The sequence below is a fragment of the Methanosarcina barkeri str. Wiesmoor genome, assembly GCF_000969985.1.
GTDB classification, from domain to species: Archaea; Halobacteriota; Methanosarcinia; order Methanosarcinales; family Methanosarcinaceae; genus Methanosarcina; species Methanosarcina barkeri_B.
On record NZ_CP009526.1, the window covers coordinates 2,344,989 to 2,359,218 of the forward strand.

Below are 14,230 nucleotides of genomic sequence, written 5' to 3' on the forward strand. Positions count from 1 at the left end.
TCTGGAACCTGTTTCTCTTTTGCTGAAATTTATATATTCAAAATATTATTGAATTTCTATTTTTGAGTTTTTCTCTTCTATGGATTCTTCCGTATGTGAAATGTTCTCTCTGGCGTTAATTTTTGATTTTGCAGCTTATTTAAATAGTTAAGCTTATTTCAAAGCTGTTTAACCGATTCTTATCAGAAATCTACTTATCAGAAATCTATGAGGAGAAATCACTATCAGTACAGCTTAAGGTTTCTCTTGTTCTTAAAGGTAAAGGAAGTTAGCCCACTACCCTACAGAAAAAACTACAGACCCCGGCTTTTTAAGCCGAAGTATGAAATTGAATGAATTTATTTTTATGAACTGCAGCAAAAATTATATATATTTCTTACTTTTTGAAAGAAATCAGGGGTTTCTAAGAGAACTTTGCAGTATACGAAGCAAGATACCATTGATCAATATAGCTGCAGGTAACCACAGGTAACTGGAGGTAGTTGCAGACGCATCACGAGCATCTTCTTTTAAAAATGGAATTTATCATGGTCTGGTTAATTGATTCTTGAAACTCTTCTGAAAAATATCCGGCACCAATGTTCTGGTTTAAATGTGCAGGATCTACATAGATATCAGTGGTTGATGTGCAGTTCAGATAGTTGCCTGCATAGTTATTGTACAGGCAGTTATTCTCCAGAATAATGGTATGTGTTTCAGGCAAATAATTAATTACTCCATACCCTGTTCCATCTGGATCTTTTTTGCGTTGTTTGGTATTTGCGATAATATTATTGCGGACAATTGTTGTGTATCCTGTGCCTTTAGGTGACAGGTCAATGTGACCTGAGTTACTATATGTAGGATAAACGTGAGTACCACTTCTAGGGTACATCTGAATAATTGCACCATGATATACTCCATCAAAGGTATTATTTTCAATGAGAGTATCGTAAAATCCGCTTGTCACTATACCTCCCACCCAGTCAATATTAGGATTCTTGCCGGTTTTGTAGAACATATTGTGATAAATATATACATTTTTAGCATCATCCCTGGAATAAGGCCTACAACAGCCTATCAACCAGATTCCAGGTCCATAAGTATTTTGAATAGTATTATTATATATTTTAACATCATTGACGACACCTGTTGTTTTCTCAATCAGAATTCCAGCGCCGCCTGCACTCCAGTGGTAAAAAGAATCTATCAGGTTATCATGGAATTTTACGTGGTTAGAGTTTCTTGATCTGAGACCGGAGTCAGTCCTGACTGTTATGTTATTGTTCCAGGCTTCTACATTCTGGCAGTTTTCGGCAAAAAGCCCATTATGCCCTGTTTTGTATATGAGATTATTGTAAAACTGAATATTGGAACTATTGTCTGCTTTCCAAGCTTCTCCATGCCCGTCATGCATGTACATGTCATGAACTTGAATGTCCCTGGAGTTGCGGAAATGAATCATGTCATAATATCCGTATCCCTTCGGCTTATCCAGATTGTTGTCATGATTCCCATCGATTTCAAATCCTTTTATAGTAACTCCATGTATTCCGGTGCTATTAATCTGTTTTATCATGGGCTTGCCCACTGGCCAGTCTGCCATATCTATAAGTTTAATTACGGCTGTAGGGTCTCCTTCCAGGGTAGTATTATTTCCTATGAAAATAGTATCTGATATATTGTATGTGTTTGGGCCTTTCAAATAAACGGTTGTGAACTGCGGATTTTCTGCAACATATTCAAAAGCCTGATTTATCTCCACCTGATCATCGCTCCCATCGCAGGTGAAGTTTCCACTTTCATTGCCAGTTACCCATACAGTAACATTTGATGGTGCAGGTGAAGAGGTATTTGATGGTGTAAGTGGAGGTTTGGACTGTATTAATATGTGAACAATTATTAAATCCAGTACAATTAAGAGAATGAAAATTAGAATGTAAAATCTTGTTTTCGTCCATTTCTGCTTTATATACCTGAGATAATCTCCAGTCATTTTACTCTCCACTTAGAACTTAGTGAATTTATTTTAGTTAGATTATCCATTTTTAACTTATCTATATTATATAGAGGATATTATTTTAAGGTAATTTACAGAAAAGTACTTCAAACGCTTAAGTCTTTCTAATTAATATGAATATTTATAAAAAATATGTATAAGTTTACGTCAAGAAGCCGAAGATGGATAAATAAAAATATATTTCAGAGGGTTTCTACAGAGGCAGAAAAAGGTTGATTTGATTGGGTTTTTCCAAATAAAGGCAAATTTAATTATTGCAATTCACAATCAAATGCCGAGGATTTAAGTTCTTTATTTTTTATATTAAATTGATTTTTAATACGCTCATTTTTCATTTTTTAGTTTTATTTTCCATTTTTTTAGGGGTCACAGATGACCGCTCTCAATCTCTTTTAATGTGTTCTCCATTCATGACCTCTATATATAGCAGAACACACTCAATTTATATATTTTGTAACTTGTTTGCATTAACTTGTACTAATTTGAAGATTAATGGTTGCTATCAAAAAGAGAATACACGAATCAGAATGAAGGAGAGCCTTTTTAGGATGAATTTATGCCACAGATTCTTTTAATATAAGATAAATAAAACAGAAGATTTGGTATTAACTCTGAATATGCCAGAAAAAATAGAAATAGTAATACGCTTAAAAGGATAATAAATTACTCTTAAAAGGATAAAGATAAGGCTACGAAAAAGGGAAGGATCAATGCAAGTTACTGCACGTTTTGAAAAGAGACTACATATCCTCGTGATGGTAGGCTCGGTTCTTAATATCGTCCTCATTGTGAAATTATATACAATTTCAGGAGATTGGATTCAGTTGGGAGCGGCTGGTGGGTGGCTAGCGGCGTTGATGTATGCATATCTAGCTCTAAAAAAATGTCCACATTCAGCATATACAGAAAATTCTTGAATTTTTGAACCATTTTTGAGTTCATCTCTAAGTCAATTAACATTGAGTTGATCCCAAAACTCAAAATTGCTTCTCTGAATTCTGTATTCCGAATAATCAATCAAGTTTCTGATCATGAAAACAATCCTGAAAATTCTTGATGATTAAGAACTAAATGGCTTTTGGGATACATTCATTGCTTCTCCTTCAAGAAAAACATTAGGATTTCTCAACCTACCCAATTCCAAACTCCTCCCTCTCAACAACGTTTATATGTAGTAAGGATTACAGTACACCTGATTTTTCCGAATGTTTTATATTACTCATTAGATTACTTAATATATCATGACATGTAGAAACATGGCATTCATGCATTAAAAATTACAACCTGAGAATGGTTTCATAAATAAAAAAGAAGGTTCTGTTAATGAAATACTGGCAGCCTAAATACGAAACAATGAGTCCCGAAGAACTGAAGAAATTACAGCTAAAACGCCTTCAACACAGCGTAAAGCTGGTCTATGACAATGTTCCTTTTTACAGGCAAAATTACAAAGCAGCCGGAGTTACTCCCGAAGACATCAAGACCCTCGAAGATGTCCGTAAATTGCCTTTCACGCGGAAAACCGACCTTCGGGACAACTATCCTTTCGGGCTTTTCGCTGCCAAAAAAGAAGACATAGTGCGTATCCACGCCTCGTCAGGAACAAGTGGGAAACCCACAGTCGTCGGGTACACGGCAAAAGATATTGAGACCTGGTCTGATCTGATTGCCCGTGACCTCACAATGATTGGGCTTTCAAAAGGCGATACCATTCAGAATTCCATGAATTACGGGCTCTTTACCGGAGGCATAGGTTTTCACTACGGTGTAGAAAGAATGGGCGCAATGGTCGTGCCAGCCGCAACCGGAAATACCGCCAGGCAGCTTGAGATGATGATCGACTTCGGCGTAACCGCAATCCACTGTACTCCATCCTATGCCTTTTACCTGGCTGAAACAGCCGAACAACTTGACCTTCTAGACAAACTCTCCTTAAAAGCCGCTATCTTCGGAGGAGAGCCCTGGTCGGAAAACACGCGGAAGCAGCTTGAAAAGCGGCTCAACCTTAAAGCCTACGACTGCTATGGCCTGTCAGAGATGTTTGGGCCAGGAATCGGTTTCGAGTGCCAGGAGCAGGACGGCCTGCATATCTGGAGCGACAACTTCCTTGTAGAAGTCCTTGATGAAAACGGAGAACAGGTCTCAGAAGGCGAAAAAGGTGAACTTGTCATCAGTTCCATCAACAAGGAAGGCTTCTGCAATATCCGATACCGCACAGGCGACATGACAAAGCTTCTTGAATCTGAATGCGAGTGCGGCCGGACAACCACAAGAATTTCCCGTCTCATGGGCAGAGCTGACGACATGCTGATTGTAAGAGGCATCAATGTTTTCCCTTCCCAGATCCAGGACGTTATCTCCCGCATCCCACAGGTAGGCGAACACTTCCAGCTTATCCTTGACCGCAACAATCATATGCTCGACGAACTCACAATAGAAGTCGAACTTGAAGATAATGCCTTTACCGGCGACCTCAAAGACCTTAAAGCCGTCCAGAACTATGTCCAACACGAGCTCAAAGCCGTCCTGAATATCCGCACAAATGTCGAGCTCCTTGAGAAAGGCAGCATCGAAAGGACTGCAGGAAAGGCAAAGAGAATCATCGACAGGCGCCCCGAGCTCTAAATGGAAGACAGCCTCAATAAACAATGAATCAGGGAAAATTATTCCCTGTTCTTTCTTTAACCTTTTTTGATACCTCTTTTTCAGCAATCCTTTTTAGATTACTTCAGTTTCTATAATCCAGCTTGCGTAGCAGAGAGAATCGCTTTTCAGAACTCCGGGCAACCTCACGCTCGACGAAGGAGAGCGACCTTTGTGTAAAAAGTCTAAAAATAAGCTGAAATTTTTTGAGAAATTTTTTGATTTTGTTAAAATGGAGCCTATAATAAGCTAAAATCTTGAAATAATATATTCTAACTATCTGAAGCAATCAAAAAGTGTTATAAAATGTGGCTCTGGCTTGTAAATACAAAAAAATGAGGATATGCGTTTGCAGGTAACGCATACCAATCAGAGCTTAAACTTTCCTTAATGTCTAATCTTCTTTTTACCTTATTTCTTTGGATCGAACTTTATAGCCCGGTCATATACTATCTCTGAGTAGGCTGGTCCGGTCTTTGTTGTGTTTTCCATGTAGGCCCTCCAGGCAATGAAAAGCGGTTGATCCAGTTCTATACCATAAGCTCCCACACCGTAGGGAACTTCGTAGCAGTATTGATCATCCTCACTGCAGTTCCTGGCGAGCTTGTAAACATACAGGTATTTAGCATTAGGATTGTCAGGAAGATATTCCTCAGCAGACCCGCTGAAATCTGCGTCTGTGATTGCTCTAACGCCGTTCCACCCAGCAGCTCCGTATATGCAGAAGTTCGAGTACGTCGCCTTTCCTGTGGCTGCATGATTAACCCCATAGACAATTATGAATTCATCTGTATCGTTGCCCAGTGTAATTTCTGGATCTTGCAGGAATGGATAGTACTGCGAGGTGTCAAAGAAAGGAGGTGTAGGCGAAGAGGCTGTCTGGTTTGCTGACCATAGATAAACTGCATCGTTGGTAGGACCTACGCCATTGATTCCTCTCTGAATAGCATCACTCCCTATAGGAACTCCCTGACTGGTCGGAAGCTCTGTGGCATTCGATTCGTTATATCTATCAAGAATAGCATTCCTTAGCTCTTCGAGATCATCCATAAGGTTGAATTCTGTTTGCCCGGTTCCACGGACCCTCAGTTCCGGATAATCATATGGGTCCAGCTCCGTAGTGTTGTTGGGAGTAATCCGGAAAACAGTTGCAGGTGTATTATTTATGTAATCATCACCAGCCTGCGTGTCATTAAATAGAGCTGGGCGGAAAAATGAGGCAAATGTATCGGAATCATTCTCCACGCCCATGTTCAGCATGACTGAGGGCATCACCTGGGTATTAATTATATTGTCCGAATACCCCGCTGATTGGGCAGCAGCCCGGATGCGTTGATCAATGCTTCTATCAGCAGTAAGGATTATTATTGTAGTTTGGTTGAAAGGATTCCCGGCTGACCCGTTTGGAGTTCCTTCGGTTTTGATAACAAGGTTATTAATCGTATCTGCTATGTTAGCGAAGAGCCATCTCCTCTCGTCCCCAATTGTCCTGTGCATAATAAAATTATCGTAGCTGAAGTACCTGCATTCCGGCGCCGTTCTTCCCACGAAAACAACAGCTTCATCAGGACCAAGGTTCCAGAACGGAGTTGTATTCTCTTTGACTCCAAGCGTACTTGTTATTTGCTTAATTCGTTTATCTACTTCATAACCAGGCGCCATTGGAACAAAATATATCAGATATTTTGTGGTGGGATTGTTTCCGTATGCAGAAGGCAGTATTCCTTCCTCAAATAGCTTGAGAAAATCAAAGTAACCCACTTCGCCTTCCTGTACGGTGAATCCATCCTGTTCTAAAGCCTGTTGAAAAGCCCCTGCGTCATAAGTTTCATTCGCTGCGAGGCTGGTTCCTGTTAACAGTATAAACAAAATGCCACCAAGTATTATAATCATTATATAATTTTTCATATATAACCCCCAAGTTAATTTATCTTTTAATATATTAGAAACCTTGTCAGAACATTAACTATACTTGGATAGTTGATCTGTTGATTGTTCAAATGATTCCTTACTCCCATCCGGTTTTGACTTCCCTTATTTTGTAAAAATAATGCCCACCGAAACACCCAGAAAATCTAACAAAACCTTACAGCACATTTTTCATGTTATACCCAATTTTCATGTTACACTCCAACAACCGGTTGTAAACACTTGCTTTCTAATATCCTGGGCACTCAACGCTCGACGAAGGAGAGCGGCCTTTCCGAAAAGCCTGTAAAAAAGCTGGAATTTCCGAATTTTATCAAATTAACTCCTAAAAAAGTTAAAATCTATGAAATTTTTATTTTAACAGTTCTAAATAACAAAATTTATTTTACATGCCTCCAATATCAAAAAAGAATTGGAGGAGTTTATGGATCCAGCCGCTCTCGCCCAGCTCGCTCAGCAAGCAACAAATATTCTCATTCCTGCCTTGTCTGCCCTGTGCATTGCAGGAAAACCCGCAGTTGACAAAAGCAAAGAAGTTCTTGTGGATATGATCTGCGAAAAAGAACTCTTACTTTATAAAAGGTAATTTTAACGAAAAAAATTGAAGAATATAGGTAACTTTTCATTAGTGATTATCTAAATTCAGCCCTTTTTATAAAAGGGCACTTAAACAGGTATGATAGATTTGTCAATATTATGATTTAAAAGCATCTTTATGCAATTTTTTGATATTAGAAAGGGTTTTTTCTTCAACTTGGGACTTTGAACCTAAATATCCTTTAAGAGTGGATTCTTTCTGCAAGAGACTTCTTATACTCAGAGTTTCATTGCATTGTTCAGTATTATTAAATTTCTTTACATCTGAATGATTGTTACTGATACCCATCTTTTTTAGGTCTTCATTAGTTTTCTTTGTATAACCATAAATATTCCTGTCAAATAATCTGTATGATATTTCATTTTTAGGCTGAGTTTTCCAAGCTTCAGATGGCATTCTTGGTGGGATATGATTCATTCCAAGAATGTCAATTCCATACCCCATGGAAATAAAATCCTTTGCAGGAATTTCAACAGCATTTTTTGCAAACTTCCCCTCATAAGAATTTATACCATACAAAAAAGAATCTTCAAGCAAACCATAATCTTTCATTAATCTCATTAACATTCTCATTTTAGGAAGAGTGGTTTCCACACACTTTCCATCAAAATCTATCACAAAAGAAGTAATATCTCTATTACAATAATTTTCAAAAATATCTTTTATATTAAGTCTTGGAACTTTAAATGGTATATTGCCTAAAATACACTTATTATTCAATGTTTCTACTACATCAAGATATTTATTGGTCCCTTCCAAGTAAGTATCTATTAGTTCATCTCCTGTCATATTTCTAACAATATTGGAAAAAGAAGGAGTTATTACTGCATCACTGTAGACATACTGAATGTCAGAAAGAGTTTCTATATAAGTGTCATCCGGAATTTTCGTATCCGCGTAGTCAACAAATAAAAAATTAATATTTGAATTCATGCATCTTTTAATTTCGTTATTTATCTTTGACTCGTAAGATTCAGATTTTAAAATCTCTTCAAGTTTTGTAGATCTACCCTCATTAATTGAAAACTTTTTATATATTTCATTAATTTGACTGACAGAATTTTCCTTATAACTCGCTTTTTCAGGAGTTGTAAAACTCTTATTTCCAATTCTAATGTCCAAATTTTTAAACATTAACTCAGAATCGAGATTTTTCACATTAATATTGATTTTCACGACTCATTCCTCAGATACTCAATAAGTGCTGGACTAAGATAAAAAGAACCGTTTTCTAGATCATTTATTATTTGTTTTAAATCATCTGTATCTAATAGTTTTCCCATTGATAATCTTTTAATTATCCCTATTGTACCACTATAATTAAAATTGGAAATTGCAGCTCCTAATTTTTGAATAAAAAGTTTATCTTGTTTAATTTTTTGAATACTTATTCTCATTCTCTGATCATCAGTTATATAATAATAACTCTTGCCTTTAAGTTCATATCCCAACAAAGCAACTAAAAAAGCGGATAGTTCTCCTTCGTGAAGGTTTGGAAAACGATTTTTTAAATATTCCAATAGTTCATTGTATTTTTCAGAGTTAGTCATATCAACGATAATTATTTTTTCATAGCACTTATTCATTAATTCCTTATCACTGTAATCCAAAGATTCTTTATACACAACGTGAGATGCCACAAGACTATATTTTTTATTACATACTTTTATTAAATCTTTGGAGTTAATGTCGATAACACAAGCTGATATAAATGTGTTATCAAGAATCTTTGTGGTTACATTCTCCATTTTATTCCTCTATTTTTTAGAAGTTTACTGAATTCGATAGTGTTGAGGCCAGCAATTTCAGCTGCTTTTCCAAAACTTACTTTATGCTTTTCAAGAAGAGAAATTGAATACTTGATTCTTTTTTCTTTCAACTCATTCCATTTGATAGCCTCAGAAGTGTATTTGGGGTACGAAACATATACAAAAGTTAAGATTTCATCTTCTGATAGATCATTCAGAAAATCTTTAAAATCCTCAATAATTGCGTTAAGTTCAGCTTTTGGTTTAAGTCTTTTGTACAATTCGTATCCCATATCACTAAGCTTAAACCCATTACCTTTCCTAATCACTAACTCCATTTTTATTAAATCTTCAAGAATGGTATCTAAAATTTCACTGTAAGGACCATATAAATGGGGTTCAAAAACAAGTAAGTCTTTATAATCATCAAAAACATTTGATACAAGAAACAGCAACTTTTGTAATTTCGTCTTGCTCCTGATCGGAGTATTATCTAAGGCACCTATTGAAAATAGGACAATTTTTTCTTCATCCTCTAAAGAATTAAAATATCTTTTCAATTTATTTTCTCGAGAATTGAGCGGCCCACTCATTTTTTTCCTCATTTATTCAAGTTATATATTGTAATTTATAATTCTCAAAATTCAATAAATTCATATAATAAACTTGTGATAACCATTAAATATAATGACCTAGCGAATTGAAAGTATTAAGTTACAGAATAGCGATTTCATCGATGCTTTCAAGTAATAAAAAGCTACCTAATAAAACTTGTTTCATGTATTCTTTGGAGTTATATAAATAAAAATCAACATGGAATGCCGTTTTTATATTCAATTTACAAAAGTCATGAAGTGAGAAACATTATTTATTTTTCTTTAAATCTCTACATGTAGTTTTTCATTCTTGTTTTCCTAAACGATATGTATTTATGATTTCCTGAATCAGTGAAGCCTTAAGCACTCTTTATGAACATAAACAATACAAGTTTAATCTCTTTTTTAAAAAGCCAGAAGTAGAAGCAAAAACCCCAAAACCAAAAGCTATTAAGTAATCAACCCCAAACCTTAACTGTTATTTTTACCTAATTTTATATTCTTAACAATCATATTTTTGCTCAACCAGTAAAGGTGGAACTATGCCTCATATAATGGAATTGCTTGGAAAAACAAGAGTAGTCGTAAAAGACGGAAAGGTTATCGAAGTCGGAGAGCCTGAAGTCGAATGGTGTCCCCTCTTTGCCAAAGTCCGTGGAATCAAGAAAATTACCCCTGAAGAAGTCAAGAAGAATATGGAATTCAGGATCAGCGACTTCGGGATGTTTACTGACAAACGCCGGCTGGAACTCGAAGACTTTGTAGGGTTCGGAGCATCTGAAGTCATGATGACAGGCCTTAGCAGAGGTCTGCTTGACACGACCGTAACTGCCTGTGAAGGCGCAGGTACTGTAATTTCCAATAACCCGACTCTTGTTCAGGGCATGGGCGGCAGGATGTCTGGTCTGGTCGAAACCGAACCGATTGGTGCCATCATAAGCGGTATTCAGGAACGCGGCGGAATCGTGCTTGACCCTTCAACTGCAAAAATGGACCCTGTTGCAGGAGTTATAAAAGCAGCAGAACTCGGGTACAAAAAAATTGCAGTAACCGCAGCTTTCGCAAAAACTGCAAAAGAGTTACGGAAACTTGAAGCCGAACTCGGGCTTGATTTGATAGTAATTGGCGTACATGTAACAGGTTTAAACAGAGAAGAAGCAGAGAGCCTGGTGGAAAATTCAGACATTGTGACCAGTTGTGCTTCAAAGCCTATCAGAGACCTCGTAAAGCCTCTTGCCCAGGTGGGAACCGCAGTTCCACTTTTTGCCCTTACCCAGAAAGGAAAGGAACTTGTGATAGAGAGGGCAAAGGATATTCAAAGTCCAATTCTGATCAATACCATGGCTCTACCTGTGTTGCCTGATCACAAACAGCCAAAGGAACTGAAGTAATACGAAAATTGAAGTAAAAAGTAACAATGACTTCGATGCCGTTTTCATTTGTTTTACTTCACCTTTTTTTAACTCTTTTCTTTAATTTTTTATTTTTCTTTTTAGTTTTTGTAACTCTCTTATTTGAAAAATTGCCTCTTTTCGGGAAAGAATACTGGTTCATGAGATTCACTACAGCTGAAGAAGACAGAGTATTCATGGTCACGAAGAGATACTTCAAAGAGTCTTTCAGCTTTATGAATGGCTTAATTTCAGAAACATAAAAATCTTCTAGACGTTGTTGATTTTCAGGTCTAGGCTGAGGATAGGGTTATAACTTGCAGGAGACCGAAAGTGAATTGGGCATGGTAGAAGATACTTCAGTCTTCTTAATATGAATTCTAAAAATATTATTTTTTTCGCGGATCCATTTCTTATAGACTCATTTCTTATAGACTCATTTCTTATAGACTCATTTATTACAGACTCATTTATTACAAATTTTTTGTAATCTCTTCTCCTGAGCTTGATACAAATATCCCAAAATCAGCATTAAAAGATCCTAACTATTTCTTTTGCCTTTAAAAAATTTATATAGCATGGTGACTCTAAAGGTCATAGCAAAAACTTTAAAAACAAGGCAGGAAGATCTAAAAGCATGAAAAGCGGAAGTGAAAACGGCTCTCCTGAGGCCCTGATAATATCCGATGACCTGGGGCTGGTGGAAGTAACAGCTATTAGAGAAAAGCTTTCTGAAATGCACAATGACATTAAAAAAGTGATGGAATTTACCAGCAGGCTGCGTTTAGAAGCTGCTATTGAAAGATCTAGGCAAGAGTATTCAAATGTTCTTCTCAATCACCTCTTCGAAGACATCGATTCCGGTCTTGAACAGAACATGGTAAAAAAATGCCCTGAAAAGCAAAAATGTACTTCTGCATTTACGGCTCTTCTGCAGCAAAATGCAGGGCTTATAACGAAAAATAGGGTAGATGACAAATCAATATCGGACAACCGAAAAAAACTAGAGGAACTGAGATGCGAAGCTCCTTACAATAAATGTGAGAAATGCTTTTCCGAAGTATCGAGCCTTCTGGTAAAACAGGTAAACCTTATGCGCTCTATGAGGATTTATACTAACAACCAGGAACAGAAACCGAATATTTCTGCTCTTAAAACCTCTGTAGTTATGAGTGAGATCCTCGAACCGGTCTCAAACCCCCAGCGTCTGGAAATTCTCAGAGCAGTAGCGTTCGAAATGAAAAGTTTCTCTGCTTTTTCCGAACTTACGGGCCTCAGAGGAGGAAATCTGCTCTTCCATCTCCAGAAACTTATGGAAAGCGGGCTGATTCTACAACAGCACGAGAGGGGAGATTATATGATTACTGAGAAAGGTTTCAAGATACTTCAGGGTCTGAACGAAATTTATTCTTCACTTCAAAATTATCCACTTCAAAATTCTTCAAAGCAGAAACCTGAAAAGAACGATCTCATGGAAAGAAAAGAAAAAACAGAGATGACTATTTAAACTCAGGTCTTTTTGATCCTCAATTTTGCAGCGTTCAACCTCGCAACTTTCCATTTTTTAGCACTATCTAGTTAAGATTAGATAACTCAGGCGTAGTAATACAGTTGAATGCATTAACTATATTTCAGTGCCGATTAAGTATATATCAATAACCTGCCAATATAAGAGTGTAGAATGAATTCTCCGGGGAAATCAAACTGCAAAGAACTAGAATGTCAGACAAAGAATAAATAAAAAACACGGGAAAAAATTTGAGGAAAAAGCAAAATATGAGGAGTAAAAATGACTGTAAAAGATGATATTCACGGGCAGATCGTTGCAGGCCTTAAAGATGCAAAGTTTCCTATAAATACCCCTGAAGAACTGCTTGCTGCATTTCCTGCAGGTGCAGATACTACATGCAGGTCGGGCAACCTTGAAGTTACTGCAGGAGAAACAGGAAAATTGCTTACTCCAGTAGATTTTCCATTCAGAGACGCAAAAAAAGTAGCAGACACAATAGTTGAAAGAGCAGGACTCTAAGTCCTGCCCTTTTCTTTAAGACTTCTCTTTTCTTTTTTCTTTTGCTCTTCGTTCTTCTAGCTTATCTTCACCTATTGTCTCTCATACTCCATTTCATCAACATATTTATGGTTTTAGCCTAAAAAAATAAACAATGTTTGTAAACTAGAATACCATAGTAAAAGTTAGTAAACTAGAATACCATAGTAAAAGTTAGTAAACTAGAATACCATATTAAAAGTTAGAGTAATTAGGCAAGAATCAGAATATAATTAATACTATTTTTTCAATTCCGGAAGGTGTGTTTAAAATGCCTCACATAATGGAAATGATGGGTAAAGCCAGAGTAGTCGTAAAAGACGGCAAGGTTGTGGAAGTCGGAGCCCCTGAAGTCGAATGGTGCCCACTTTTTGTCAAGCTGCGGGGAGTCCAGAAGATGACTCAGGAAGAAATCCGGAAAAATATGGAGTCCAGGATCAGCGAGTTAGGAATGTTTACAGAAAATCGTAAGCTTGAGTTTGAAACAACCGTTGTTGCTTTTGGCGCTTCAGAAGTAATGATGAGCGGTCTCAATAGTGGTTTTTTGGAGACAACCGTAACGGCCTGCGACGGCGCAGGAACCGTCATATCAGGTAATCCAGCACTGGTCCAGGGAATTGGAGGCAGGATGTCCGGCCTGGTTGAAACTGAGCCAATAGATGCAGTTATTAAGGGAGTTGAAGAACGTGGAGGAACTGTGCTTGATCCCTCAACCGCAGTCATTGATCCGGCAAGTGGGGTAAAGAAAGCTGTCGAACTTGGTTACCGAAGGATAGCAGTAACCATAGCTGATCCAAAAACCGCAAAAAACCTGAGAAAGCTTGAAAACAAACTCGGACTTGACCTGATAATAATTGCCGTACATGTTACTGGCTTAAGTAGGGAAGAATCTCAGGAAATTCTTGAAAATTCAGATATCGTAATTAGCTGTGCTTCTAGATACATAAGAGAACTTGCAAAACCTCTTGTTCAGGTTGCGGCTGCAATCCCGCTTTTTGCCCTTACTCAGAAAGGAAAAGAACTTGTGATTGAAAGGGCAAAGGATATTCAGAGCCCAATTCTGATTAATACTATGAAGCTGCCTGTGCTGCCTGCACATAAGCAACCGAAGAACCTTGTTTAAGAAAAGTAACTCAGGCAGTAGCTTATTTACTTATTTGTGTCTGTTATGTAGAAAGATTACTGATTTTTTGAAAGATGTTACAGATTCTGAAATTTTATTGTAATCCATGTTTTCTGGGTGTCGGCTGAAGTTATAAACTAATGCCTGATGAACTGG

At 37.1% G+C, this 14,230-nt stretch carries 11 protein-coding genes; 6 read left to right on the top strand and 5 right to left on the bottom strand.

Features of this window, described 5'->3' with window-relative positions; translation table 11 throughout:
* Window positions 1-493: 493 nt before the first annotated feature.
* Complete coding sequence (locus MSBRW_RS09875; RefSeq protein WP_011307814.1) at window positions 494-1,975, bottom strand: right-handed parallel beta-helix repeat-containing protein; 1,482 nt, start codon at window positions 1,973-1,975, stop codon at window positions 494-496.
* 1,347 nt (window positions 1,976-3,322) lie between these two features.
* Between MSBRW_RS09875 and MSBRW_RS09885 the strand changes: the two genes are divergently transcribed.
* Window positions 3,323-4,624, top strand: a complete 1,302-nt coding sequence (locus MSBRW_RS09885; protein WP_011307813.1) for a phenylacetate--CoA ligase family protein — start codon at window positions 3,323-3,325, stop codon at window positions 4,622-4,624.
* A 429-nt stretch (window positions 4,625-5,053) separates the two neighbouring features.
* On the opposite strand, the gene MSBRW_RS09890 is transcribed toward MSBRW_RS09885, so the two are convergent.
* Entirely contained in the window at window positions 5,054-6,550 is a 1,497-nt protein-coding gene (locus MSBRW_RS09890; RefSeq protein ID WP_011307812.1) for a hypothetical protein, read from the bottom strand.
* A 445-nt stretch (window positions 6,551-6,995) separates the two neighbouring features.
* On the opposite strand from MSBRW_RS09890, the gene MSBRW_RS22140 reads away from it, so the two are divergent.
* Window positions 6,996-7,157, top strand: coding sequence for a hypothetical protein (locus MSBRW_RS22140; RefSeq protein WP_155398189.1), 162 nt, complete (start codon window positions 6,996-6,998; stop codon window positions 7,155-7,157).
* Window positions 7,158-7,265: 108 nt separating this feature from the next.
* Here the strand turns inward: MSBRW_RS22140 and MSBRW_RS09895 are convergent, their stop codons facing one another.
* From MSBRW_RS09895 to MSBRW_RS09905, 3 genes are read right to left on the bottom strand one after another with little or no spacing between them, the layout of a single operon-like run.
* Complete coding sequence (locus tag MSBRW_RS09895; RefSeq protein WP_011307810.1) at window positions 7,266-8,345, bottom strand: hypothetical protein; 1,080 nt, start codon at window positions 8,343-8,345, stop codon at window positions 7,266-7,268.
* A complete protein-coding gene (locus MSBRW_RS22950; protein WP_011307809.1) occupies window positions 8,342-8,917 on the bottom strand; it encodes a hypothetical protein in 576 nt (191 codons plus the stop codon). Before MSBRW_RS22950 ends, MSBRW_RS09895 begins: the two co-directional genes overlap by 4 nt.
* Entirely contained in the window at window positions 8,905-9,510 is a 606-nt protein-coding gene (locus MSBRW_RS09905) for a UPF0175 family protein (protein WP_011307808.1), read from the bottom strand. Before MSBRW_RS09905 ends, MSBRW_RS22950 begins: the two co-directional genes overlap by 13 nt.
* Before the next feature lie 545 nt (window positions 9,511-10,055).
* Here MSBRW_RS09905 and MSBRW_RS09910 point away from each other — a divergent pair.
* From MSBRW_RS09910 to MSBRW_RS09925, 4 genes are all read left to right on the top strand, one after another.
* The gene (locus MSBRW_RS09910) at window positions 10,056-10,904 is read left to right on the top strand and encodes a methanogenesis marker 8 protein (protein ID WP_011307807.1); all 849 of its coding nucleotides are present in this window, start codon (window positions 10,056-10,058) and stop codon (window positions 10,902-10,904) included.
* A 637-nt stretch (window positions 10,905-11,541) separates the two neighbouring features.
* Complete coding sequence (locus MSBRW_RS09915) at window positions 11,542-12,411, top strand: winged helix-turn-helix domain-containing protein (RefSeq protein WP_011307806.1); 870 nt, start codon at window positions 11,542-11,544, stop codon at window positions 12,409-12,411.
* A gap of 282 nt (window positions 12,412-12,693) precedes the next feature.
* Complete coding sequence (locus tag MSBRW_RS09920) at window positions 12,694-12,933, top strand: MTH865 family protein (RefSeq protein WP_011307805.1); 240 nt, start codon at window positions 12,694-12,696, stop codon at window positions 12,931-12,933.
* Between the two features lie 289 nt (window positions 12,934-13,222).
* Window positions 13,223-14,074 carry a methanogenesis marker 8 protein gene (locus tag MSBRW_RS09925; protein ID WP_011307804.1) on the top strand — a complete coding sequence of 284 codons (852 nt, stop codon included), beginning with the start codon at window positions 13,223-13,225 and terminating at the stop codon, window positions 14,072-14,074.
* Window positions 14,075-14,230 lie beyond the last annotated feature (156 nt).

Excerpts from the sequence above, each read along its gene's own strand:
- MSBRW_RS09875 (WP_011307814.1), bottom strand. The coding sequence starts at position 1,975 with ATGACTGGAGATTATCTCAGGTATATAAAGCAGAAATGGACGAAAACA.
- MSBRW_RS09885 (WP_011307813.1), top strand. The coding sequence starts at position 3,323 with ATGAAATACTGGCAGCCTAAATACGAAACAATGAGTCCCGAAGAACTG.
- MSBRW_RS09890 (WP_011307812.1), bottom strand. The coding sequence starts at position 6,550 with ATGAAAAATTATATAATGATTATAATACTTGGTGGCATTTTGTTTATA.
- MSBRW_RS22140 (WP_155398189.1), top strand. The coding sequence starts at position 6,996 with ATGGATCCAGCCGCTCTCGCCCAGCTCGCTCAGCAAGCAACAAATATT.
- MSBRW_RS22950 (WP_011307809.1), bottom strand. The coding sequence starts at position 8,917 with ATGGAGAATGTAACCACAAAGATTCTTGATAACACATTTATATCAGCT.
- MSBRW_RS09905 (WP_011307808.1), bottom strand. The coding sequence starts at position 9,510 with ATGAGTGGGCCGCTCAATTCTCGAGAAAATAAATTGAAAAGATATTTT.
- MSBRW_RS09910 (WP_011307807.1), top strand. The coding sequence starts at position 10,056 with ATGCCTCATATAATGGAATTGCTTGGAAAAACAAGAGTAGTCGTAAAA.
- MSBRW_RS09915 (WP_011307806.1), top strand. The coding sequence starts at position 11,542 with ATGAAAAGCGGAAGTGAAAACGGCTCTCCTGAGGCCCTGATAATATCC.
- MSBRW_RS09920 (WP_011307805.1), top strand. The coding sequence starts at position 12,694 with ATGACTGTAAAAGATGATATTCACGGGCAGATCGTTGCAGGCCTTAAA.
- MSBRW_RS09925 (WP_011307804.1), top strand. The coding sequence starts at position 13,223 with ATGCCTCACATAATGGAAATGATGGGTAAAGCCAGAGTAGTCGTAAAA.